Origin of the sequence: Helicobacter mehlei (genome assembly GCF_007280785.1) — a bacterium.
Classification (GTDB): Bacteria; Campylobacterota; Campylobacteria; order Campylobacterales; family Helicobacteraceae; genus Helicobacter; species Helicobacter mehlei.
The window spans coordinates 13,818-36,110 of the sequence record NZ_VKGC01000014.1 but is presented as its reverse complement, the minus strand read 5'-3'; the positions used below and the strand labels follow the sequence as shown (position 1 = coordinate 36,110).

The window sequence follows — 22,293 nt, the reverse complement described above, 5'->3', positions numbered from 1 at the left end:
AGGCAGTGCAAGCCCGCCAAGCTAGAGAAGAGGCTAAGGCACAAGCCCAAAGGCTAGAGGCGCAAAAGCAAGCCCAAGACTACCAAAAGACGCTTGGGTTTTTCTCTCCAAGATAGCCACAAACTCACCAAAGCCAAATCGTTAATCTTGCGCCCCCAAAGTTTAACCATCCCTTTAGGTTCAAATCCTCAATGAAGATAGTAGTATTGTTTGGCTAGTATTATTGGCTAGCTTGTAGAAAAAGTCTGTTCTGAGATTTTTAATTTTTCTATGCAATGCGGTTATTCGAGCACACCACTTCACGGCGTGTGCCCCTTTTCTTTTTAGGAAGAGATTTAGAGCAAGTACGCATTATTGGCAAATATTTAGAGAAAATAAAGGCGATGGGATTTGTGTGCCATTAGAGCAGGTGAGAAAAGTTTTTAATCCAAAGTCTATTACACACAACCCCAGTGATATTTAAGAGTGTGCGGCAACCCTCCGCTTAGCTTTAAGCTTGTGGGCTTTTGAACCCTCTATGATAGGTGTATTTTACCATTACAAATCGCACATATGGACACCTTTGCTAGTTCTTAACCCCTCTAAGAAAAACACTTTAGAGTGGTTTGTACGCACACGTATTAGACTGAATAAATTCTGGACATATGGATTGATCTCGCTCGCAAAGACACAATGCGCCAAGCCCTTAAAAGTAGCAGAAACCCCCCTCATACCTACAATTGGTTAATCGCTAGTTAGGCTTTCTAACCCAAAGACTTTTTCATGTCAATGACATATCTAAAGCGCGCGTGGGAATGCGTGAGGTTGTAATAGACTTGATCGATGTCCTTGCCCTCGACTAATTCAATCTCCGGATAAATACCATGCAGAATGGAAAAATCCATCATCTCTTGAGTTTCTTTGATTCCACCAATCAAAGAGCCATAGACTTTTTTATTGGGCTGTTTGACGACTAAATCGCTGGCGTTGATACTGGGTATTTGGTCATGGGGAGGCAAGCCCACAATGGCTAACTCCCCATTGTAAGCCAAGCAACGCACATAATCCACGAGATTATAGGGGGTGGGGATGGTGGAGATGATGAGATCCAAATTAGCACCCTTGGCGTCTTTAACCGAACTATAGTAATGTTTGGCTCCCAAGCTCAAGGCCTGCTCTTTTTTGCTCTCATTGCGCGCAAAAACGCTCACTTCTGCTCCCATAGCCAGCGCATATTTAAGTGCCATGTGCCCTAGCCCCCCAAAGCCAGCCACGCCCACCTTAGAACCCTCTGTAACCTTAGAAAACTTCAAGGGCGAATAAGTCGTGATGCCCGCACAAAGCAAGGGAGCGACCTTTTCTAAGGGTGCATCGCTAGAGACTTTAATGACATAGTCTTCATCCACTACGATGCAATTAGAATACCCGCCCATGTGGGGTTCATTATTGTGGAAGTAGTCCAAACAATTATAGGTAAAAACCGCTTTGCCATTCTCACAAACTTGTTCTTGGTGCGCAATGCATGCAGTGCATTCCCTACAAGAATTGACAAAACAACCCACACCCACTTTATCCCCGACTTTAAACTTATGGACCTGAGAACCCACTTCCTTAACCACACCAGCAATTTCATGCCCGGGGATCATCGGGTAAATGGATTCCCCCCATTCGCTATAAGCTGCATGTATATCGCTATGACAAATTCCGCAATAATGGATGTCGATCAAGACATCTTTTTCACCCAAAGCATGGCGTGTAAAAACATGTTCTTGAAATTTTCCATCTTTAGCAAAAATCGCAAAACCCTTTGCTTCAATGCGTTTCATCGCTACTCCTTATGATCAAATGAAGGCACCATTCTAGCACCAAAAGATTAAGTTTTGGTATTCTATTCCCACTTTTATACGATTTTGCAAAAGTGATGGATTTAAAATATTTTGGTTGGATAAGTTGGGCTTGGTGGGTGTTTTACAAAAGACATGTTAAAATATCCCCATGAATGTCTATGTACGTGAAGTGGATCAAAAATTACTCGAACACTTGCAGAGGGTTTCGCTCTCGATGTTCCGCAAGGGCTTTTTTAGCATTTTCAGGGGCTCTATTTCAGCCCGTCTGAGTCCTACGCGTTTTATCATCAACAAACAAAATGCCGTCTTTGATAGTTTAGACGAAGGTTCATTCATCGTTTTACAAGATAAACTTGATTACCGCTGGCAAGAATCCAGCATGGATACCCCTATACACGCCAATCTTTACAAATATTTTACAGAGGCGCGCTTTATTGCTTATGCCCGCCCGCTCCATGCCATTGCCTATTCGCTCAACCACGAAGACCTAAAACCTAAAGATTATTTAGGCTATTCCATGCTGGGGAGTAAAATTGAGATTTACGATCCTAAAAATTACAAGGACTGGCAGGATCGGGCACCGGTGGATATTTTGCACTACTTGCAAGAGAGCAAACGGCGTTTTATCTTCATTAAGGGTTGCGGGATTGTGGTTTATCACCGCGAATTACAAAGTTTGCTCAAAGTCCTTGATCTCATCGAAGGGAGTTGCCAAGTCTTGCAACTCGCCAACATGACAGATTATGAAACCGATGAGAGGTTTAATGTCTAAAGCACAGATTGATAAGGGGGGCAAAGCCCACCCAAAAAGCGTAGCTTGATGGAGGGTGAAGCCCCAGAAAGGGCACAAGCCTCAAAAATATAAAAGCACAGACTAGAGGACACCCCGGCACTTGGCTGGGGCACTTTTAGCTTAGAGTTTCGTAGCGTGTTCTTTGAGGTATTCAGCCACACCTTCGTGATTAGCCTTCATGCCTTTATCGCCTTTTTGCCAACCTGCAGGGCAGACTTCGCCATGTTCTTCAAAGAAGATCAGGGCATCAACCATGCGCAACATTTCATCTACATTACGCCCTAGGGGGAAGTCGTTGATCACAGCATGGCGCACTTTTTGGTGTTTGTCAATCAAAAAAGAACCTCTAAGAGCTACGGCGTTGTCAAATAGAACATCATAGCTCCTAGAAATATCTTTTGTAACATCAGCCACCATAGGGAAGCTAACTTGACCAATTCCACCTTTTTCTACAGGGGTGTTCTTCCAAGCAAAATGCACCACCTCTGTATCGGTGGAAACACCAATGACATTGAAACCCTTTTCGTTGAACTTTTTCACGCGGTGATCAAAGGCGATGATCTCAGAGGGGCACACAAAAGTAAAATCTTTGGGCCAAAAAAACAGCACCGCACCATTGCGCCCCAAGTTTTTAGACAACTCAAAGTGCTCATCTACTTGGTTGTTGGGCAAAATCGCAGTCGCCTTAAAATCAGGGGCTAACTTCGTAACTAACATAAAAACTCCTTTGTGTATATTTTTTGTGGATGGGCATTATAGTCTAACTGGGCTTAAATAACCATCAAGTACTTGAGCATGGGGCATTTGGTGTATAATATGGCACAATCCACGCTCTAAAGGTTGAATTTTGCGCGCCTCTAAAAAGAAACACCCCACCCCACTCAAGATTTTTTTACGCTCTTTGGGGCAACTATTTGCCCTCATCAATAGGCGAGATAAAAAAATTTTGGTGTGGCTAACCTTGATGTCCATTTTGATGTCTGTGATTGAGGTTTTTTCTATCAGTCTCATCATGCCCTTTATCACTCTAGCCAGCTCACCCAATGTGGTGCTCTCCCACCCCATAGCCCACCAAATCTATGAGGCTCTGCACTTTTCTAGCCCCTTGCACTTTGCCTTTTTCTTTAGTTTTGCCCTAGTGGGGCTTTATCTCTTTAGACTGGTCTATAGCGTGTTTTTCACCTATATGATTAGTCGTTTTTCCTGCAAGAAAGCCCATATTTTAGCCCAACGGCTTTTCATGCGCCACTTGAAACTCTCTTATTTGGAACACACACATGTCCATCTCGATCATATCAAAGACACGATCGGGAACAAAAGTTCGCGTGTGATGGGGAGTTTTAATGCGTTGTTGGGGATTTTAGCAGAACTTAGCATCATGCTCTTTTTATACACGCTCCTGCTCATCACCAACTGGAAGATGACTTTAGTATTAAGCTTTATTTTGGCGTTGCAGGTATTTTTGATCACCCGTTATATGTCTGTTTTTATCCAAAAAAAGGGGCGAGTCTCCATGACCTCAACGGTACAATCCAATAAAGTGCTCACTAAATTTTTTGGCAATTTTAAAATCACTAAACTCAAGGACAATTACAACGAGGCATATAGCCTTTTTACCGAAAATAGTCTCAAAACTGCGCGCGCCAATATCACCTACCAAACCTTGCAAATCGTGCCCAATCGGCTCTTGGAAACCATTGGGTTTAGTTTGCTCATCTTGGCTGTGGCGTATGTCTTGTATAAATATGGCGAAGCCCAAATGGTCTTGCCCATTATTTCGATGTATGCGCTGGCTCTGTATCGCATGTTGCCTTCCATTAATAAACTCCTCAACCAATACCACACGATTTTTTACAACCAGCATGCCATTAACAGCGTGTATAAAGACCTCCACAAGCCCATTTTAGAGGAGGGCAACCTGCACTTAGAATTTAACCATGCCATCACGCTCCAAAATATCAGCTTCGCCTACAAGGCCAGCCACCCCATTTTACAGAATGTCAATCTCACCATCTACAAAGGGCAAAAGGTAGCTTTTATTGGCCCTAGTGGCTGTGGCAAATCCACCCTCATAGACATTATCATGGGCATCATCTACCCCAATCAAGGGGGGATTTTTATCGATCAAGAACGCTTAAACTCTGAGAATATCCGTTCTTGGCGGCAAAAAATCGGCTACATCCCCCAAACTATTTATTTGTTTGATGGGAGCATTGCTGATAATATCGCCTTTGGTTCGCCCTTAGATGAAAAACGCGTGGTGGATGTCTGCAAAATGGCGCATATCTATGATTTTTTATGCCAGCACCAAGGTATTGACACCCCAGTGGGCGAGGGGGGGATTAATTTAAGCGGGGGGCAAAAACAACGCATCGGCATTGCGCGTGCGCTCTATGATGACCCGCAAATTTTGGTGCTTGATGAGGCAACCTCTGCCCTAGACACCTCTACAGAGACCAAAATCATGGACGAGATTTACAACATCGCCCATGGCAAAACCCTCTTGGTGATCGCCCACCGTCTCAGCACCATTGAGAGATGCGAGCTTAAAATTGATCTAAGTAAGCCTGCTGGGTGAGTGTGTTCAAATCCAAATTAGCAAAATGGCTGATGTAAGCCTTGGGCAATAAAGCTTGCAAAGTGGGGTTATTGTAGCCCAAAAAGGGGATTTGATTAGCCTGTGCGCTCTCATAATCACTACGGCTATCCCCAATCAAGAGCATTTCATAGGGTTTATAATGGTAGGTCGCCACTAAATTAGCCAAGACTTTTGCCTTTTGAGGTGGACTCCCCTCAATGCTCTTAAAATAGGGTTTTAAACCCAAAAATTCGCATAAAATCTGCAACTCACTATGCAAGGCCGCTGAGGCAATGTGAAAAGTGTATTTTTGATCGTTGATTTTGATGAAGTCCAAGACTTCCAAGTTTAAATGCTCCCTAGAAAATAGGTCTTTGGCGATGATCTGCCCAAATTCCTCCACCAAAGCGTTGATCTGTTCGGGTTTGGTGTCTTGCTTTAAAATCTGCTGATAAAAATGGGCGATTTTATCAAAACGACTCACCCCGCCATTGGCATAATGGTAATCCTCAAAGGTTTTTAATGCGTCTATGTCTGCCTTGGTGTGGCGTTTAAACAATGTTTTAAACCCCTCATATTTTAAATGCATGCTATCAAAGATCACCCCATCAAAATCCCACACAACGACTTTTAACATGCACTCTCCTTAAATTTTCCCAAATTTGCGTTGTCTTTGCTTAAAAATCTTAATGATCTCTTGCAGATGTGCAGGTGTAAAATCTGGCCACAGCACGGGGCTAAAAAACAGCTCTGCATAGGAACACTGCCAAAGCAAGAAGTTAGAAAGGCGCATCTCCCCCCCCGTGCGCACTAACAAATCCACATCGGGCATGCCCGCTGTGTCCAAATGTGCGTTAATGAGCTCTTGCATGCTCCCCTCCAATCTTTGGCACATAATCTTAGAACAGGCTCTAGCGATCTCATCTCTAGCCCCATAATTGAGGGCTAAAACTTGGGTGAGCGCGTTATTCGTGGCGGTGTCTTGCTCAAGGGCTAAAATGGTTTGGCGTAAAGTTGGTGTGAATTTTTGCAAATCCCCAATGGCTTTGAAGCGGATATTGTGATCCAAGTAGGTAGGCCTCTCCTTGTCCAAATATTCTTGCAACATCTGCATTAAAAAACTCACCTCGCTTTTGGGGCGACTCCAATTTTCGGTCGAAAAGGCATACAAACTCAAATAGGCAATGTTGTTTTTGGCACACCAAGTCGTGATCTGACGCAAGGCTGTAATGCCCTGCCTATGCCCTTGCGTGCGTGCCTTGCCCTGTTGTTTGGCCCACCGACCATTGCCATCCATAATAATTGCTAGATGTCTGAGCGCATTCATTTAGAACAAGCATCCACCAAATAAGCTATGTGTTGCCAACTCATAGCAGTCGATTCGCTCAAACCGATTTCACAAGTGCTGGAGCTACAAAATCCCTTTTTTAAGCCCTTTTGGGCATAAAATGCCACAAAATCGATCAAGGCATGCTGGTTGAGCTCGGGGCTAATAAACCCCTTATCTCCCGCAAAGCCACAACAACCGGTTTGGGCATGCACCACCACCTCCCCACCCACACAAGCGTGCGCCAAATCTAACATCTCTTGCTCATAGCCCGCCCTCTTAGCCGCACACATGGTATAAAGCCCCACACTCTCTTGTGTGGGCACTAAGTGCAAGTGGGGCAGGATTTCTTGGGCAATAAAAATCGCCAGATCGTAGATTTTTAAACCCTGATCGCCCAATGCCTCCATTAAATGCGTGCTACACGCGCTATGATCTAAGACAATGGGAATCTTGCCATTTTGTGAAAGCTCTTTTAATAGTTGGGCATTTGTGTTGCTATTTTGCGCGCTCAAGTCCGTATAATTGATAAACGCCTTGCCACAACACAACTTGGCTAGATTCTTGGGGTAGATCACGCTAAATTGCGCCTTAGCACATAGAGATTCAAAGACCTCTTGGATCGAACGCCGATCGGTCATCATCTTAGAGGGCGCAAAGGCACGGTTCATGCAGGTCGAAAAATAAATGACGCTTTTTTCCCCATTTTCTCTATTTTGGAGTTTGTAACGATTTTTGATCGGTAAATGGGTGGGCACAAGGGGGGTGCCACATTTAGCATGCATTTTTAAGCTCCAATCACGCGCCTTTTTAGCCCCCAAGATCACCTGTGCATTGTGGGCTAGACCTAGACCCCATTTCACCATGCCGATGCTCTTATCCATGTGGGCTAAAATCTGCTTGGCTAGACCCTTGCCCTTAGCGTGTTTTTGGCGACTCTTAAGGGCGATGGTGGCACTATCAATTTGCACGGGGCACAAAGCCGCACACATATGGCATGCCGCACAAGTTTCATCGCTCAAATAGGCATACCCTACTAAAAGCTCCTCTAAGAGGGCTTGATCCTTTGTGTGCCCTTGTTTGACGCGCCGTTCTAAACGCGTGATCTCGCGGTGCAGCACGATGCGTTGGCGGGGGGTCAAAGAAAGATAACGGCTAGGACAAATGCGCTCACAGATTCCACATTCGATACACGATTCGAGCTCAGGCTCTATGGGCGTGTTGCTTTTTAGATTCTTGGTGTGGATATGGGGGTCTTTGGATAAGATCACATCGGGGTTTAAAATCCCTAGGGGATCAAAAAGAGTCTTGATTTGCTCACACAAGCCATAAGCTTTATCCCCCCATTCTAATTTCACAAAGGGGGCGACCATGCGCCCTGTGCCATGTTCGGCTTTGATCGAGCCTTGCAAAGACACCACCATACCGGCTAAATCCTCCATCAACGCGCTAAATTGTGAGCGTTCTGTGGGGTTTTCTAATAGAGGTGTAATTAAAAAATGCAGATTCCCACTGAGCGCATGCCCAAAAATCACGCCGTGTTCTTTAAAACCATGTTTTTCTAAGAGGGCTTCAATTTGTGCCATGCCCTCTTGGATATGATCCATATCAAAGCATAAATCCTCCGTGATCACGCTTGCCCCCGCGCGCCTCTTTTTGGTGATGATGGGGAAAATGCCCTTGCGGATATTCCACCAGCTATTATAAACGCTGGGTTGGTTGCTTTGCTGGGTGGGTAGAATGGTGGGGATGTGTGCGATGGCATCCAACACAAAGGCGGTGTTCTCCCTTAAAATACCCGCATCTTCATGCTCAAGCTGCACCAAAATACAAGCGGTGTTTTTTTGGACTTGCTCCAAAATTGCGGGCATGCCCTCTAAGCCCTGTACGCTCACCAAGCACGCATGATCCATCACCTCAGCCGCACTGATCTTGTCGTCATTTTGGGCTAGAATGCGGATGGTCTCAATGGCTCTTTGCAAATTTTCATAAAAAAGGAGCAAGCACTCTTTAAAGGGCGCATCTTCCACGCATTCTAATTCACAAGAGGAGATAAAGCCTAGCGTCCCCTCTGAGCCAATGAAAAGATGGCTTAAAATCTCGATAGGGTCTTCAAAATCGATGAGGGCATTTAGGCTATAACCTGTAGTGTTCTTAATCTGGTATTTTTTGCTGATGAGTGTGTGCAACTCAGAGTCTTCTAGCACTTGGGCACGCAGATTGAGCAAACTTTGCAATAAATTAGCATGGCTTTGTCTGAATGCCTGCACGCTTGAGGGGCTGGAGGTGTCTAAAAGTGTGCCATCAGCTAGGATCAAGCGTAGGGACTTGAGGGTGTTGTAGCTATTATTTTTCACCCCACAGCACATGCCACTAGAATTATTAGCCAAAATCCCCCCTAACATGGCAACATTAATGCTGGCTGGATCGGGTCCGATCTTTTTATGCAAGCCCTTTAAGGCTTCATTGGCATAACCCCCAATCACCCCGCAAGAAAGGCGGATACTAGAGCTATCAGGTGCAATCTGTATATCCTGCCAACCCAGATGGATCATCACCAACACCCCATCAGAGCACGCCTGCCCAGATAGAGAGCTCCCAGCTGCCCTAAAGGTTAAAGGGATTTGGTAATGTCTAGCCAAACCTAGAATACGGATGATCTCTATCTCATCTAGGGCCTTGATCACTAATCGGGGGATGTAGCGGTAACACGAGGCATCTGTGCCATAGACCAAGCGGCGTAAATAATCTGCATAAATGCGATCTTTCAAAAATACCTGTGCATCGCTGTAAAATGCCTCATAAGAACTAGAGAGTGTCAATTTGGCCTCCTTGTTGCCCATTATAGTCTTTTTTGCCCTTATTTAAAGAAGTTTAGCTAAAATCCACAGAAATTGAGGATTTTTCATGACACCCGATCATTCTCCTAGCCGTGCCGTTACTCTGAACTCCTTTAACCCCAGTGATTATTGTGTCATTGACATTCGCGATCATAGTTCTTATCAAAAGGGTCATTTAAAGGGTGCGATTCACTTAGATGATCTGCAAGCCATTAAAGACTTTGCCTTGCAACGCCCCGATCAAAAGGTTTTGTTGCAGTGCTGGCATGGGAATACCGCTGGACGCTATGCTAGCCTCTTGCATGGAATGGGGCTAGGAAATATTTATTTTCTTAAGGCAAATATCGAGGATTTTAAAGCCCACGGACTAGAGATGCTGGGTGGGTGATCGCCCCATTGTGCTGGTGGGCTCTAGACTCCATGCTAGCTTGGGGTTTGAACAACTTGTCGTGAGTGCCATAGAGTATCTGCCCCTAAAACTTGATCTAGCTCCCATCAAAGCCTTAATTTTCACCTCCAAGCATGCCCCTCTAGCCCTAGAAAACCAGTTTAAAAACACCCCCACAGAGTCCATTTTAAAGGCTCTCCCCGTCTTTGCCCTAGCCTCTAAAAGCGCACAAGTGGCGCGCGATTTGGGTTTTGATGTGTATTTTGTCGGGCAAAAGGGGGAAGGTTTAGGCTTTTGTGCTGAGATGAGTCCCCTTTTGCGCTCTGCTTTGCCTCCCGATTCTTATGCTCTCTATGTGCGCGCACAAACCATTGTTTCTGGTTTAGATCAAGCCCTCATCCAAGAGCAAATCCCACTCAAACAATGCATCGCCTACCAAACAAAGCCACTCAAACTGCCCCCAGAGCGCAAACCCAAGCCCCACTCCATTTTGATCTTTGGCGCACCCAGTGCCTACAAGGCTTTTAGGGCTAATTTTGACTGGGATAGGAGTTATACAGCCATCGCACTAGGAGAGAGCACCTTAAAAAGCTTTGATCCCCAAATGAGTGCATTTAAAAGCCCAAAACCCACTTTAGAATCCAGCATCGCCTTAGCTAAAACACTCTGAGCTTATGCTAGAATGTAGGTCTTTAGGAAAATGAAAGGTTAATATGAGCTTAGTGTTTCTTTGGGCAGCCTTGGGCGGAGCGGTTGGAAGTAGTTTGCGTTACCTTGTGGGTAAAATCACACCCTCTAAGTTTTTGATGTGGAATTATTTCCCACTAGGCACTTTTAGCGTGAATTTAATTGGGTGCTTTGTTATTGGTTTTGCCGGACATTTGGCTGTCAAATCGATCTTGGGGGACAAAATGAGCGTCTTTTTCATCACAGGGGTATTAGGGGGCTTCACTACCTTTTCTTCTTTTGGGCTAGATACCATCAAGTTGCTCCAAAGCCAAGCAGTGGTCGAAGCCTTGTTTTATGTCTTTGGGACGAATATTTTAGGCTTTGTTTGCGTGGCTTTTGGCTGGTGGCTAGCTAAGATTTTTGCTTAGACTTGATCTCTAGGAAGTGGTGGCTGAAGATAATGGTTTGGAGCAGGGTGGCAAAGAAATTAAAGATGGGGATGAGCGAAAAAAAGTAACTCAAAATGGCGATCTTGTGGTTAGCGATCCTGTAGTCTTTTTGGACACGCTGATAATCTTGCTGGCTAAATAGAGAGCTAGCGATATCAAAAGACATGGTATTTTTGAAAAAGAAGTAATGGGGGATGAGCGAAAAAAAGATTCCAATAAAAGGGATAAAATAGAGGGGGATGCACACCAACAAGAAAAGCCCTAAAAAGACAAGTTGTTTGAGGAAGTGTTGCAAACAAAGGTTTAGATTGCCAAAACTCTCCAAAGAGACTTGCGGGTAGTATTTTTGTTGCAGGAAACGCAACACGATAGGCGTATAAAAGAGCGAGAAAAGTACATTACCAACCAGACTTAAAACCAACACCACCAACACCACCAACACATAGACAAAAGCCTTGAACACCAACAAGGACATCGCCGGCAAAAATCCCCCGCTGTGGACATAGTGATACCAGCTAGTGGGTAAGAAACCCTCTAAAATCCGCACGATATTCCCCCCAAAGTAAAACAACAAGCCCCCCCAAAAGAGCAAGCCGATCAACACGGGCGCAATGTTTAAAAGCACCATTTTCCAATTAAAAAAATCTCTCCAGCTCTCGCGAATTGTCTGTAATGGACCTTTCATCTTCTCTCTTTCTTATTTGTTTAAGTTTGGCATGCTATGATAGAAGTTTATTTTACAATAGTTTGGAGATTTTTATGATTAAAAAAGGCGTTTTGAGCTTGGCGTTGGTGGGTTTTTTGGGGGTAGGTGTTGTGAGTGCCAAGACAAAGGGATATACAGAGCAAACTGAAAAACCTCTGGCGACAATCACTTTTCCAAGTGCCCACACGGGTAAAAAAGGCCATAAGAACAGACACTCTAAACCAGAGGTGGTGGATATCACAACCGATGATTTTGCGGTGATCAAGCGGCGCAACCCCAATTTTGACTTCGACAAGCTCAAGCCTGAGCAAAAAGAAGCTTTGCTCGAACAAGCGATCAACAACCTTCTAATTGAAAAAGAGGCGCGCAAAGAAGGTTTGGAACATACCGAAGAATTCAAAAATAGCATGGCTAGTTACCAAAAGCAGTTGCTCGTAGAGATTTGGGCTAAACACCAAGCAGAAAACATTGGAAGGGAACAAATCCCCGAATCGGATCTCAAGAAATATTACAATGAAAATAAAGCCCAATTCGTCCAACAAGAAGCGCATGCTAGACATATTTTGCTCAAAACAGAGGCAGATGCCAAACGAGTGATCTCTGAGCTCAACAAAGTCCCCAAAAATAGGGTGGAACAAGAGTTTATCAGCATCGCCAATAAAGAGTCTAACGATCCCAACACCAAAAACTCCAAGAATGGTGGTGATTTGGGCAAGTTCCAAAAAAACCAAATGGCACCCGAGTTTTCTAGTGCCGTCTTTGCGCTCCGCCCGGGTAGCTACACCAGAACCCCGGTTAAAACCGAATTTGGCTACCACGTGATCTATTTGATCAGCAAGAACGAACCTAAAACACCCACCTATGAGCAGACCAAACAGACCATTATTGGTATCCTCAAGGAACACGAGTTCCAAGAGCATGTTAAAGCCGAGCTAGAGAAGTTACGCAAACAAGTTCAAATCCAAGTCTTTTTGAAAAAATAAGGAGCGTGCATGCTGGTTAAAGGCAGTGAGATTTTAAACAAAGCCCATCAAGAGGGCTATGGCGTGGGTGCGTTTAATTTTGTGAATGTGGAGATGTTGCGTGCCATTTTTGAATCGGCTAACGAGGCAAAATCCCCTTTGATTGTGCAAGCCAGCGAGGGGGCGATTAAATATTTGGGCATTGACATGGTGCTTGGCATGGTGCATACAATGGTTGCACGCTACCCCCATATCCCGGTGGCTTTGCATTTGGACCATGGAACAACTTTTGAGAGCTGTAAGAAGGCAGTAGATGCGGGTTTTACATCTGTGATGATTGATGCTTCCCACCACCCCTACAAAGAAAATTTAGAGCTCACTAAAGAAGTGGTGGATTATGCCCATTCTAAAAATGTGAGCGTGGAGGCGGAGCTGGGGCGCCTGATGGGGATTGAGGACAATATCTCCGTAGATGAGAAAGACGCTGTTTTAGTTAATCCGGACGAGGCTGAAGAGTTTGTCAAAATCAGCCATGTGGATTATTTAGCCCCCGCCATAGGCACAAGCCACGGGGCTTTTAAATTTAAGGGCGAACCTAAGCTAGATTTTGAGAGGCTAGTAGAAGTCAAAAGGCGCACCAATATTCCTCTAGTCTTACATGGTGCTAGCTCCATCCCTGAGAGTGTGAGCCAAGCTTTCTTGGCCACAGGAGGGGATTTAAAAGGGAGTAAGGGTGTGCCCTATGCGTTTTTACAAGAATCCATCAGGGGGGGGATCAATAAGATCAATATCGATACCGATTTGCGTATCGCTTTCATCGCACAGGTGCGTAAAATTGCCAACGAACACCCTAGTGAATTTGACTTGCGTAAGTTTTTCACTCCGGGTATCGAGGCGGTCAAAGAGGTCATTGTAGAACGCATGCACCTACTGGGTAGTGCCAACAAAATTTAGGAGAGCTTGATGGCTATCGGGATGAGCGATCTAAAGAAAAATCTCAAAATTGAGATTCAAGGTGTGCCTTACCGCATTGTGGAATACCAACATGTCAAACCGGGCAAGGGGGCGGCTTTTGTACGCGCCAAAATCAAGTCATTTTTAGATGGTAAGGTGATTGAAAAGACTTTCCATGCTGGAGATAAGTGCGAGGAGCCTAATTTATTGCAAAAACCCATGCAGTTTCTCTATTTTGATGGCACCAGCTACCAGTTCATGGATGTGGAGAGTTACGAACAGATTGCACTCAGCGAAGACCAAGTCGGAGATGCGCCCAAGTGGATGTTGGATGGCTCACAGGTGCAAGTGCTCTTCCACAATGAAAAGGCAATCTCTGTGGAGGTCGCCCAAGTGGTGGCGTTAAAAATCACCCAAACCCCTCCCAACTTCAAGGGTGACACTTCCAGTGCCAGCAAAAAACCCGCTACACTTGAAACGGGTGCAGTGGTGCAAGTGCCCTTCCATGTGCTTGAGGGCGAGACCATCAAGGTTAACACCCAAACCGGGGAGTATTTGGAAAAACTCAAGTAATTGGATAGCCGGTGGCTTTGATCGTTGCTTTACGGGGGTGTTTCTCTTTTGGGTGTTCCCAAAACTTTTAGAAGACTATTTAGACAAGTTAAGACACCCCCCACTAAAGAAAAAGGATCATATATGGATAGTGCTAAAATCGCTATTTTTGTAGATTGGGAGAATTTACGCTCCGATCTGCAGAATGTCCAACACAATTACAAAGTATTTAAGCAGTTTAATTTTAACCGCTTGCCTCACTTTGATGCCTTTATTAAAACCTTTATCCAATCAGATGAACGACTTTACCGGACTTTTCTTTATGTCTCTGAACCCTTTAGTGAAAATAAGATTGTCAAAAATAGCAAGTTGGAAGCGGATTTTGAGGAATATAAGAGTTTTTACACCTCTGGCAAGCATGAGGAGTTAAAGAAACCGATTAACCACTACGAAGCGATTACGAATAAATCAGAAGCGATTAAGGCGTTCAAACACACGATGGTGGGGCTGGAATATTCGACGATTCGTCAAGGAATTGTCAAAATGAAGCCCTTATCCTATGTTAAAGAAGATGTGTGGGTAAGGGGCGTGCAAAATAATGCACCCACAATTTGGGTGCCTAAACTAGAATTGCAACAAAAACAAGTTGATGTGCTTTTGGCATTAGACATTGCCAAGGTTTGCTATGAGGGGTTTGTGGATCGGATCTTGCTGTTTTGCAAGGATACCGATTTGGCTCCCATTTTGGATTTTGCAAGGACCAAGCACCTCCAAGTATTTGTCGCCCACATTGAGGAGAGTATGGACTTGGTAGCCGATGAATTAAAGGCCGCCAGCGATGCGGTGCGGGTGCGTAGCATTCAAGATATTTTAGACAATATCAAGGACGACATGGAGATGGGGGTTAAAAAGCCCACCACTTATCCACTCAACAGAGGAAAACCCTTCCATGGCATCGACATCGCCAAAAGTGAGGGCAACTCATTTTAAGGCATGGGGGCGGGGAGGTCTTCTTGTAGATGGAGTATTTGGGTGCCAAAATCGGTTTGGACTTCCACTCTTAGTTGCCCTTCACAAAACACTTCATAGCGCATTTTTTCATGGAGTTTTAACACATAACTGGGCAATTGGGGTAGTAACGCACACATGCCCCGATTCAAGCTAATTTTATTGATACGCACTTGGCTCACTAGAGATTCAATCTCTAAAATATTTTGGGTACGCCAAATGCCATAATCGCGTGTCCAAGAAGTATAGGGGAGTTTTTGGCTAAAAAACACCGCTTTAATTGGGGTCTTGGGTAATTGGACTTGCCGCTCTTCTCTTAACAGCTCCTCGCCCGTGGGCAAGGGGTTGGCTAGCAACATTTGCCCTAGTAAAAATAGCCAAATCACTCTCTGTGCTCTTGTTCGATTTTTTTATCCAAAATGGAGCGGATTTTAGAAATATTTTGGGGGTTAGTGGAGAAAAAGATTTCCACGCGGTTATTACGCATGCGGTTCTCCACGCTATCATTGGGAGCAACCGGGTTATTTTTGCCATAGGAGGTAAAAGAGAGTTTTTGGGGGTCAATGCCATCTTTTAATAATTCGTGCATCACTTTAGAGGCACGGCTAGCAGCTAATGCATAGTGGTCTTTAAAATGGGCATGGGGGGGTAGGGGTGTGTTGTCGGTATAGCCACGTACATTGATCTCGACTTGATTGGGTAGGGTTTTGATGATGCGCACGATGTGTCTGATATATTCCTGCATGCCGGCGTTGATGGTGTCGCCATAGGGGTCTTGGAATAGCAAACTGGAGGGTAGCTTGAGAATCGCGCCATGGTCAGTTTGCTCCAAGACGCTCCCCTCGCCCACGCGTGTGATGGTAACCTGAGAACGTGTGGGTTGTTTGCTCGAACTTTGCTCTTGGGTCGAGGTCTCTTGGGTCTCACCCGGAGCTGGGGGGATGGGGATAACCGGTTGCATCGCATCAGGGCGTGGGGCATAGTCAAAAATCTTAATGAATTCCTTTTTCAAAGCCTTGACTTTAGATTTATTAACCACTGAGATGGCATAAAGGGCAATAAAGAGAGCCAGCAAGAGCGACAAAAAGTCCGCATAGGGGACTGCCCAACGTTCCCCAGCCGGGCATTCGACTTTCTTAGCTTTTTTAGCCATGGCCTACTCAAACTGCGATTTTTTGGGTTGCCCAGGGGCGATGTAGTTGAGCAACTTCATTTCCAAATCCCGCGGGTTATCCCCATTGGCAATTCCGATGATGCCCTCTAAGATCACCACTTTTTCTTTGAGAATGTCTTTGGACTTATTTTTAAGTTTGTTCCCAAAAGGGCCAAAGAGTGCATAAGAACACATGATTCCTGTAACCGTGGCGGTGAAAGCCCCGGCAATCCCTAGTGCCATCTCTTGAGGATTGTCTAGTTTAGCTAAGGCAAGCATCAACCCCAAAACCGCCCCCACAAGCCCAAATGTTGGCGCGCTCTCGCCCGCGGTGATCCAATAATGTGCTGCGCCATGGTAGTATTCCTCCAACTCCTCAATGGCAACATCCAAACTCTCTTGCACGGATTTAATATCCTTACCATCGACAATCATGGAAAAACCATTGCGCGTGAAGTCATCTTCGATCTGGGCAACCTTAGATTCCAAAGACAACACCCCGTCTTTTCTAGCTTGCGTGGAGAGCTCCACAATGCTTTTAATGGTCTCTTGCAAATTGATCTTGGGGTTTAGAAACACAATCTTGATCTCTTTAAAGGCTGCCTTGACATGGTGGGCATGCGTGCTCACCATCGCTGCGGATAAAGTGGTGGGGACAATGATGATAACAGAACTCAAATGCACCACATGGATAGGGTTACCCCCCTCTAAAATATCCCCCACTGAAATCGCCGCAATCGCCATGAGTACACCCAAAACCGATGTCAAATCCATAAAATCACCTTTTTGCTAAATTCTATTACGGGTAGTCTTGCAAGGTTTGGATACCCTTTTCACCACATACCCGACATTGGGGGTTGCGCTTAATGTGGATTTTTCTAAAGTCCATGCCCTTGGTGTCCACGCTGAGCAAGGTGTCTAGCAACAAGGGAAGCCCTAGAAAATACTTGATCGCCTCTGCAGCTTGGATACACCCAATCAAACCGGGTAAAACCCCAAAAAGCCCCGCTTTGAAATAAGAGTTGAGTTCCGCATCCGGAGGTGTATCAAAAACACAGGCAAAACACGCACTTTTTTTAGGCAAGATGGTCATGGTCTGCCCCCTATACTTCAGCACACCGGCATGGCTATAGGGTTTATTGGCCAATACACACGCATCGTTGATCAAAAACTTGCTGGCAAAATTATCAGTGGCATCCACGACAAAATCGTATGGTTGGATGATCTCTAGGGCATTAGAAGCATTGAATTTATTAAAATAGGTCTCAACTTGAATCTCAGGGTTAAGGGCTAACATTTTACGTTGTGCCGATTTGACCTTAGAGTTGTTAATCTCAGCGGTGGTGTGGATGATCTGTCTTTGTAGGTTGCTTAGCTCTATAATGTCAAAATCCAGCACACCAATACGCCCAACCCCAGCGGCAGCTAGGTACATGGTATTAGGCGAGCCTAACCCCCCAGCTCCAATCACCAGAACGCTTGCTTGCATCAGTTTTTCTTGCCCTTCCTCTTTGACATCCTCTAGCATCAAATGGCGTTGATAACGCTCTCTTTGGTCTTGCGTGAGCATGATTATCCTTTGTAGGAATTATAAATGAGCAATCCACGACCCCAGGTGTGGTTGTTCGGCCTTTAGGCTGGTGGATTGCCCATGCCCGGGGTAGATGGGCTTATCTGTTGGGCTTTCTAGGGCTTGCAAGCGCAAGAGCGAATCCTTCATATCCTTAGGATTAGAGTAAGGGAAGTCGTACCGCCCAATGCTCCGATAAAAGATGAAATCCCCGCTAAAAAAATTCTGTTGCACTTCTACCATGCAACAACCAGGGGTGTGCCCGGGGAAGTGCCAATAGACAATGGGGATGCCGGCAATCTCAAAAGTCTGCGTGCTTTTAGCGCATGTAATGGGCTCAATGTCCGCTTTAGTGCATGGAGTTAAACCCAGCCCAAAACAATCGGTGGTGAGCATAAAAATGTCCTCTTGGTGGGCAAATAAAGGCACATGGGGCAAGGCTTTTTTGAGGGCATGGACATCCCAAACGTGATCGTAATGCCCATGTGTGATGAGAATGGCTAGGGGATTTTTGGCATGCTCAAGCACCCAACCACACGCCCCCATACCCGGATCCACAATCAGATCGCCTTGTTCGAGGTGAGCGATGTAACAATTTGTCTGTGTATTCCCAAAAGCTTGGATTTCAAGTTGCATCATAACCCTTTGCTCCATTCTAGCAAATTTTAGCTAAAGTTCGCAACACTCCCGCAACCACCTACCATGTGAGATCCAAAAGATTAAAACACATTTTGCCCCTACGCTTACGCACAGCCTTAGGCAAGAAAGCCTGATGAGTGCCATGGGAGCATGCAAAGCTACCCCCCTCCCTCTTTTCTCTTTTTCTTAATTTTTCTTCTTGCTTTTCTAGTCGCCAGTAAAAGTTGGTGTGTGTGTCTTTGGGCACCGCTTTGGATTGTGGTTGTGGCGTGGCACTTGGCACAATATCTAACTCAACACCCGCATTTTTATGCGTGCTACAAGCCGTAAAAAATACTATCAAGATGGAATAAAAAAATAACTTTTGCATCAATCTCCTAACTAACTCCCATCGCTAGCCAATGGTATCTAGCCACCATTTGATCGAGGGTGGTGGTGATGATCTCTTGGATTTGGGCATAAAAAGCGGGGATTTGGCTTTGTTGGAGGCTTAAAGATGCAACAAGGGCATGCAAACCCAAATGGGCTAGCGAACCTTCCAACAAAATCCCCACTAAAGGGTCTTCTTGGCTTTTTTGCAAACTGAGCGCGCCCAAGTGATCCATGCGGGTATAGAGTTCTTTTTTGGTGTTAATGGGTTTTTGTAAAAGTTGCTTGATTTGCTCTTTAAAGGCTTGCAAGCCCTCTAGGGGCAAATTAACAGGGGCTTGGGATTTGAACGCCCGTTTGATACGCTTTAAGGCTTTGAACTTAGAGCCCTTTTTTAATAATAAATCTTGAGCACGCTTAGGGATTGTGTACTCAATAAAAGCCCCGTTGGAGAGATTATAAACCTGCGTGCCATGTTTTTTAAAGAGCATGCCCATTTGTTCTTTGGAGAGCAAGAACAGCCCATCGCTATAAACTAACGTGCCCTCAAAATTGGGGCGCACACTCAGGGTGTCTAGCGGAATCTGTGTACTCTCCTCTCCATAATAAGAGCCCTTAGCGTGCTTGCTAGCTCCTTGGATATAGCCACAATCTAGCCCGCACAAGATCAAGGTTTGGCTAAACAGACACGCCAATGCCACGCCGGCATTACCCACAAAGGGCGCGCTGTATTCAACTGCCAAATGGGGGAACAAATACCCGCTAGCACTCCCCCCACGCATAAACATGAATACTTCCTTAGCCAGTTGGCGCGCGCTAGGATTAACCATATTGGCACACATCAGGGGCGTATCGCCCAAAGGGGCATCTAAGAGCACTTCCTTTAGATAATCGATTCGCTCGATCTCAATTTGGAAATCCACGTGGATTTGGTGGGCTTTGAGCACTTTTAGAGCCGTCCCACAGCTAAAGATCAACATGTTTTCTTGATTGCTCTGGATAAAATCCAATAACCCATCCAAGCTAGGACCATTGCCCACAACACAAATGGGCAAATCTGCATGGGGACAAGTCCTAGGGTCTAAGATATGCGGGGATTCTCTTAAATTTTGGACACTATTAGAAAGCCCTAACATCTCATCTTCAAAGCTCCCCCAGCCTCTAAGCGCGCTTTTTTTATGGGCACAGAACAACTCTTGAGCATGCTGGGTGTTTTCACTTTTATAAGGGTCAAATTCCAAATGCAAGAAACTATGGGTGATTCTTTTGTGCAAAAAGGTGTGTTTGAAAAAAGGTGTGGGGAGATTTTTAAGAAAAATCGCACAAGCTTGGGGTGGGGTAGCGTGGAAAAGCTGGGGATAGTCAATAAAATAGCAACTGATGCGCAATAGATCAATATGCTCTTCATAGATGTAGAGTGCGTGGAAAAATGCCCCTTGTTGGAGCAAAAGGGCTAAAAACAACCCCCCCGCCATGCCATATAGAATCGTGGGGGGGTAGAAGTTTTGCCCCAAGTGATAAGGGGCATTAGGCGTGCCCAACTGCAAGATATCCTGGCAAGCTTGGTTTGTTAGGGGGAGGGCTTTTAAATCCAAATCACCCAGCATTAAGCCATTGTCATTTAGCGTCCATTTGGGATTGTTAAGGATGTGTGAAGCCCAATCCTTAGAGATATTGAGCATTTGGTGTTCTGCTTGCAAACAAGGGAATAATAACGAGCCATCGCTAAGATTGAGGATATTTAACCCCCCTGTGTCCCATAAAAGATTATAGGCACATGGAGCGGGCAAGAGTTGCTCATAGAGTTTGGGCAAGTGTTGCTTAAAAAAGCCCAAATTATCCCTAAAACGCGCCCTTAGCTCCTCTGCAGAAAACCCCTCCATACAAGCACCCTACTTGGCAACAATTTGTTTATAACCCCTGCTAGGATCAAAGACCAAAAAGCGTTTAGGGGTGTCTTTGTAGCGTGCCAAAGCCCGGTTAAAGTCCTCAATGCTCTTAATGCTGAAACTTTCAATCTGCATGATCACATCCCCCTGTCTAAAGCCTAAATCTTGCGCCTTAGAATTGTCTTTTACTTCTTGGACCAACACACCTTGAATCTCATCGGGAATGCGCAAATTCTTGCGCATATGGGGCGTGAGAGTTTCTACTTTGAGCCCGCTGAGTTGCCCATGTGCACCTTCATGGGCGGTGCTGGTTTCTTTTTTGTTGGGGTTTTTGCGTTCAGCCAAATTCAAAGTGATGACATGCTCTTGTTTATTGCGCATGTACTTGATGGTTACTTTTTGGTGGGGGGAAAGGGAGCCTATGAGGTTGCGCAAATCAGCGGCATTCTTGATCTTTTTGCCATTGACCTCAATAATCAAATCCCAAATCATCAAGCCCGCTTTTTTGGCTGGAGAGTCTTTTTCAATGCTAATGACCACCGCGCCCTCTTTGCCATTATAGCTACCTTGTAACTCATTGCTAACATCTTGAATCCCCACACCCAAATAACCCCGGTGGATTTTGCCGGTTTTGATAAGTTGCATGGCGATGTGTTTGACCGTGTTGGAGGGGATTGCAAAACCCACACCATGGTTACCTCCCGTGCGCGATAAAATTGCGGTGTTGATCCCAACAAGTCCCCCTCGGCTATCAATCAAAGCCCCCCCAGAGTTCCCCGGATTAATGGCTGCATCGGTTTGGATAAAATTTTCGTAGTTATTGATCCCAATGTCGCTTTTATTGAGTGCAGAGACAATGCCCTGCGTTACGGTCTCGCCCACACCAAAGGGATTCCCAATGGCAAAGACCAAATCGCCCACCAAAATTCCATTGCTATCGGCAAATTTAATGAATGGTAAATTGTCTTTGTTGATTTTAATCACAGCCAAATCGCTGTCTGGATCGGTGCCCACTAAGGTTGCGGTGTATTCTTTATTGCTACCCGGAATGGTAACCGAGATTTTATCCGCATCGTTAATCACATGGTTGTTGGTGATAATATAACCCTCCTTGTTAATGATAACACCACTCCCTAATGCTCTCTCTATGCGATCTTTAGGGATGGCATTGTACAGATCGCCAAAAAATTGCTGGAAAAAGGGGTCGTTAAACATGCCCCCCATGCCCCCAAAACCACTCTTGATTTTCTTTTGAGTCGAGATATTCACCACCGCTTTTGTCGCTTCTTTAACCGAACTACTATAGGAATAGATAGTATTTGGGCTAGTATCTGGACCCACACGCTTTTGCACGGGTGGCATGTTTTGGATATGTACATCCGCCACCCCGGTTGCCCCTAAGCCCGCGATGAGCACCGCACTCAAGACAATAGACCTCATTGTTTTCCTTTAAAATTTAATCAGTTTCAAAAAGCCCTAGTATAACCAAAGTTTGCTTGAAAAGTTTAAAGCTAAGCCACCCTTGTTGCTTTAAGACAAAACACACATTTAAGTCTTTTGCCTTATTTTGTTTGGCTTAAAATATGTTATCATACCCCATTGCCAAATTAATATTTAAGGA

23 protein-coding genes are annotated in these 22,293 nt (G+C 45.1%); 9 read left to right on the top strand and 14 right to left on the bottom strand.

The window, feature by feature from the left end; translation table 11 throughout:
* Positions 1–743: 743 nt before the first annotated feature.
* Positions 744–1,805, bottom strand: a complete 1,062-nt coding sequence (locus FNE76_RS05815) for an NAD(P)-dependent alcohol dehydrogenase (RefSeq protein ID WP_120948541.1) — start codon at positions 1,803–1,805, stop codon at positions 744–746.
* Between the two features lie 169 nt (positions 1,806–1,974).
* On the opposite strand from FNE76_RS05815, the gene FNE76_RS05810 reads away from it, so the two are divergent.
* Positions 1,975–2,598 carry a class II aldolase and adducin N-terminal domain-containing protein gene (locus FNE76_RS05810; RefSeq protein WP_185963009.1) on the top strand — a complete coding sequence of 208 codons (624 nt, stop codon included), beginning with the start codon at positions 1,975–1,977 and terminating at the stop codon, positions 2,596–2,598.
* A 141-nt stretch (positions 2,599–2,739) separates the two neighbouring features.
* Here the strand turns inward: FNE76_RS05810 and FNE76_RS05805 are convergent, their stop codons facing one another.
* Positions 2,740–3,336, bottom strand: coding sequence for a peroxiredoxin (locus FNE76_RS05805; protein WP_120948540.1), 597 nt, complete (start codon positions 3,334–3,336; stop codon positions 2,740–2,742).
* Between the two features lie 130 nt (positions 3,337–3,466).
* On the opposite strand from FNE76_RS05805, the gene FNE76_RS05800 reads away from it, so the two are divergent.
* Positions 3,467–5,197: an ABC transporter ATP-binding protein/permease gene (locus FNE76_RS05800; RefSeq protein ID WP_120948539.1), complete on the top strand. Its 1,731-nt coding sequence runs from the start codon at positions 3,467–3,469 to the stop codon at positions 5,195–5,197.
* Here the strand turns inward: FNE76_RS05800 and FNE76_RS05795 are convergent.
* From FNE76_RS05795 to FNE76_RS05785, 3 genes are read right to left on the bottom strand one after another with little or no spacing between them, the layout of a single operon-like run.
* A complete protein-coding gene (locus FNE76_RS05795) occupies positions 5,166–5,834 on the bottom strand; it encodes an HAD family hydrolase (protein ID WP_120948538.1) in 669 nt (222 codons plus the stop codon). The two genes, FNE76_RS05800 and FNE76_RS05795, sit on opposite strands and share 32 nt — an antisense overlap.
* Before the next feature lie 9 nt (positions 5,835–5,843).
* Complete coding sequence (locus FNE76_RS05790) at positions 5,844–6,524, bottom strand: di-trans,poly-cis-decaprenylcistransferase (RefSeq protein WP_120948537.1); 681 nt, start codon at positions 6,522–6,524, stop codon at positions 5,844–5,846.
* Positions 6,521–9,367, bottom strand: coding sequence for an FAD-binding and (Fe-S)-binding domain-containing protein (locus FNE76_RS05785; protein ID WP_162983094.1), 2,847 nt, complete (start codon positions 9,365–9,367; stop codon positions 6,521–6,523). Before FNE76_RS05785 ends, FNE76_RS05790 begins: the two co-directional genes overlap by 4 nt.
* 64 nt (positions 9,368–9,431) lie before the next feature.
* On the opposite strand from FNE76_RS05785, the gene FNE76_RS05780 reads away from it, so the two are divergent.
* Genes FNE76_RS05780 through crcB form a run of 3 tightly spaced genes read left to right on the top strand, consistent with a single transcriptional unit; the run spans position 9,432 to position 10,849 of the window.
* Positions 9,432–9,752 (top strand): rhodanese-like domain-containing protein, encoded by a 321-nt coding sequence (locus tag FNE76_RS05780; protein ID WP_120948536.1) that lies wholly within the window; start codon positions 9,432–9,434, stop codon positions 9,750–9,752.
* Complete coding sequence (locus tag FNE76_RS05775; protein WP_120948535.1) at positions 9,745–10,422, top strand: uroporphyrinogen-III synthase; 678 nt, start codon at positions 9,745–9,747, stop codon at positions 10,420–10,422. The genes FNE76_RS05780 and FNE76_RS05775 overlap by 8 nt, the downstream gene beginning before the upstream one ends.
* A gap of 43 nt (positions 10,423–10,465) precedes the next feature.
* The gene (crcB, locus tag FNE76_RS05770; RefSeq protein ID WP_143928418.1) at positions 10,466–10,849 is read left to right on the top strand and encodes a fluoride efflux transporter CrcB; all 384 of its coding nucleotides are present in this window, start codon (positions 10,466–10,468) and stop codon (positions 10,847–10,849) included.
* Here crcB and FNE76_RS05765 read toward each other — a convergent pair.
* Positions 10,833–11,555: an EI24 domain-containing protein gene (locus FNE76_RS05765; protein WP_120948533.1), complete on the bottom strand. Its 723-nt coding sequence runs from the start codon at positions 11,553–11,555 to the stop codon at positions 10,833–10,835. The genes crcB and FNE76_RS05765 overlap by 17 nt on opposite strands.
* A 77-nt stretch (positions 11,556–11,632) precedes the next feature.
* On the opposite strand from FNE76_RS05765, the gene FNE76_RS05760 reads away from it, so the two are divergent.
* The 4 genes from FNE76_RS05760 (at position 11,633) to FNE76_RS05745 (ending at position 15,034) form a co-directional block, all read left to right on the top strand.
* Positions 11,633–12,559, top strand: a complete 927-nt coding sequence (locus tag FNE76_RS05760) for a peptidylprolyl isomerase (RefSeq protein WP_120948544.1) — start codon at positions 11,633–11,635, stop codon at positions 12,557–12,559.
* A 9-nt stretch (positions 12,560–12,568) separates the two neighbouring features.
* A complete protein-coding gene (locus tag FNE76_RS05755) occupies positions 12,569–13,492 on the top strand; it encodes a class II fructose-bisphosphate aldolase (protein WP_120948532.1) in 924 nt (307 codons plus the stop codon).
* A gap of 9 nt (positions 13,493–13,501) precedes the next feature.
* Positions 13,502–14,065 (top strand): elongation factor P, encoded by a 564-nt coding sequence (gene efp, locus FNE76_RS05750; protein ID WP_120948531.1) that lies wholly within the window; start codon positions 13,502–13,504, stop codon positions 14,063–14,065.
* A gap of 123 nt (positions 14,066–14,188) precedes the next feature.
* Positions 14,189–15,034, top strand: a complete 846-nt coding sequence (locus FNE76_RS05745; protein WP_120948530.1) for an NYN domain-containing protein — start codon at positions 14,189–14,191, stop codon at positions 15,032–15,034.
* Here FNE76_RS05745 and FNE76_RS05740 read toward each other — a convergent pair.
* From FNE76_RS05740 to FNE76_RS05705, 8 genes are all read right to left on the bottom strand, one after another.
* The gene (locus FNE76_RS05740) at positions 15,031–15,438 is read right to left on the bottom strand and encodes a hypothetical protein (RefSeq protein WP_235852282.1); all 408 of its coding nucleotides are present in this window, start codon (positions 15,436–15,438) and stop codon (positions 15,031–15,033) included. The two genes, FNE76_RS05745 and FNE76_RS05740, sit on opposite strands and share 4 nt — an antisense overlap.
* The gene (motB, locus tag FNE76_RS05735; protein WP_120948529.1) at positions 15,435–16,205 is read right to left on the bottom strand and encodes a flagellar motor protein MotB; all 771 of its coding nucleotides are present in this window, start codon (positions 16,203–16,205) and stop codon (positions 15,435–15,437) included. The genes FNE76_RS05740 and motB overlap by 4 nt, the downstream gene beginning before the upstream one ends.
* Before the next feature lie 3 nt (positions 16,206–16,208).
* Positions 16,209–16,979: a flagellar motor stator protein MotA gene (gene motA, locus FNE76_RS05730; protein WP_120948528.1), complete on the bottom strand. Its 771-nt coding sequence runs from the start codon at positions 16,977–16,979 to the stop codon at positions 16,209–16,211.
* 25 nt (positions 16,980–17,004) lie between these two features.
* Complete coding sequence (locus FNE76_RS05725) at positions 17,005–17,775, bottom strand: HesA/MoeB/ThiF family protein (RefSeq protein WP_120948527.1); 771 nt, start codon at positions 17,773–17,775, stop codon at positions 17,005–17,007.
* A gap of 18 nt (positions 17,776–17,793) precedes the next feature.
* On the bottom strand, positions 17,794–18,411 hold the full coding sequence (locus FNE76_RS05720) for an MBL fold metallo-hydrolase (protein WP_120948526.1): 618 nt from the start codon (positions 18,409–18,411) through the stop codon (positions 17,794–17,796).
* A 61-nt stretch (positions 18,412–18,472) separates the two neighbouring features.
* The gene (locus FNE76_RS05715; RefSeq protein ID WP_120948525.1) at positions 18,473–18,784 is read right to left on the bottom strand and encodes a hypothetical protein; all 312 of its coding nucleotides are present in this window, start codon (positions 18,782–18,784) and stop codon (positions 18,473–18,475) included.
* A 7-nt stretch (positions 18,785–18,791) separates the two neighbouring features.
* Positions 18,792–20,666, bottom strand: a complete 1,875-nt coding sequence (locus FNE76_RS05710) for a 6-hydroxymethylpterin diphosphokinase MptE-like protein (protein ID WP_120948524.1) — start codon at positions 20,664–20,666, stop codon at positions 18,792–18,794.
* 9 nt (positions 20,667–20,675) lie between these two features.
* Positions 20,676–22,112, bottom strand: a complete 1,437-nt coding sequence (locus FNE76_RS05705) for a Do family serine endopeptidase (protein WP_120948523.1) — start codon at positions 22,110–22,112, stop codon at positions 20,676–20,678.
* Between the last annotated feature and the right edge of the window lie 181 nt (positions 22,113–22,293).

What these genes read in the sequence shown, in the direction of transcription:
- FNE76_RS05815 (WP_120948541.1), bottom strand. Translation starts at nt 1,805, where the DNA reads ATGAAACGCATTGAAGCAAAGGGTTTTGCGATTTTTGCTAAAGATGGA.
- FNE76_RS05810 (WP_185963009.1), top strand. Translation starts at nt 1,975, where the DNA reads ATGAATGTCTATGTACGTGAAGTGGATCAAAAATTACTCGAACACTTG.
- FNE76_RS05805 (WP_120948540.1), bottom strand. Translation starts at nt 3,336, where the DNA reads ATGTTAGTTACGAAGTTAGCCCCTGATTTTAAGGCGACTGCGATTTTG.
- FNE76_RS05795 (WP_120948538.1), bottom strand. Translation starts at nt 5,834, where the DNA reads ATGTTAAAAGTCGTTGTGTGGGATTTTGATGGGGTGATCTTTGATAGC.
- FNE76_RS05790 (WP_120948537.1), bottom strand. Translation starts at nt 6,524, where the DNA reads ATGAATGCGCTCAGACATCTAGCAATTATTATGGATGGCAATGGTCGG.
- FNE76_RS05785 (WP_162983094.1), bottom strand. Translation starts at nt 9,367, where the DNA reads ATGGGCAACAAGGAGGCCAAATTGACACTCTCTAGTTCTTATGAGGCA.
- FNE76_RS05780 (WP_120948536.1), top strand. Translation starts at nt 9,432, where the DNA reads ATGACACCCGATCATTCTCCTAGCCGTGCCGTTACTCTGAACTCCTTT.
- crcB (WP_143928418.1), top strand. Translation starts at nt 10,466, where the DNA reads ATGAGCTTAGTGTTTCTTTGGGCAGCCTTGGGCGGAGCGGTTGGAAGT.
- FNE76_RS05765 (WP_120948533.1), bottom strand. Translation starts at nt 11,555, where the DNA reads ATGAAAGGTCCATTACAGACAATTCGCGAGAGCTGGAGAGATTTTTTT.
- FNE76_RS05755 (WP_120948532.1), top strand. Translation starts at nt 12,569, where the DNA reads ATGCTGGTTAAAGGCAGTGAGATTTTAAACAAAGCCCATCAAGAGGGC.
- efp (WP_120948531.1), top strand. Translation starts at nt 13,502, where the DNA reads ATGGCTATCGGGATGAGCGATCTAAAGAAAAATCTCAAAATTGAGATT.
- FNE76_RS05745 (WP_120948530.1), top strand. Translation starts at nt 14,189, where the DNA reads ATGGATAGTGCTAAAATCGCTATTTTTGTAGATTGGGAGAATTTACGC.
- motB (WP_120948529.1), bottom strand. Translation starts at nt 16,205, where the DNA reads ATGGCTAAAAAAGCTAAGAAAGTCGAATGCCCGGCTGGGGAACGTTGG.
- motA (WP_120948528.1), bottom strand. Translation starts at nt 16,979, where the DNA reads ATGGATTTGACATCGGTTTTGGGTGTACTCATGGCGATTGCGGCGATT.
- FNE76_RS05725 (WP_120948527.1), bottom strand. Translation starts at nt 17,775, where the DNA reads ATGCTCACGCAAGACCAAAGAGAGCGTTATCAACGCCATTTGATGCTA.
- FNE76_RS05720 (WP_120948526.1), bottom strand. Translation starts at nt 18,411, where the DNA reads ATGCAACTTGAAATCCAAGCTTTTGGGAATACACAGACAAATTGTTAC.
- FNE76_RS05715 (WP_120948525.1), bottom strand. Translation starts at nt 18,784, where the DNA reads ATGCAAAAGTTATTTTTTTATTCCATCTTGATAGTATTTTTTACGGCT.
- FNE76_RS05710 (WP_120948524.1), bottom strand. Translation starts at nt 20,666, where the DNA reads ATGGAGGGGTTTTCTGCAGAGGAGCTAAGGGCGCGTTTTAGGGATAAT.
- FNE76_RS05705 (WP_120948523.1), bottom strand. Translation starts at nt 22,112, where the DNA reads ATGAGGTCTATTGTCTTGAGTGCGGTGCTCATCGCGGGCTTAGGGGCA.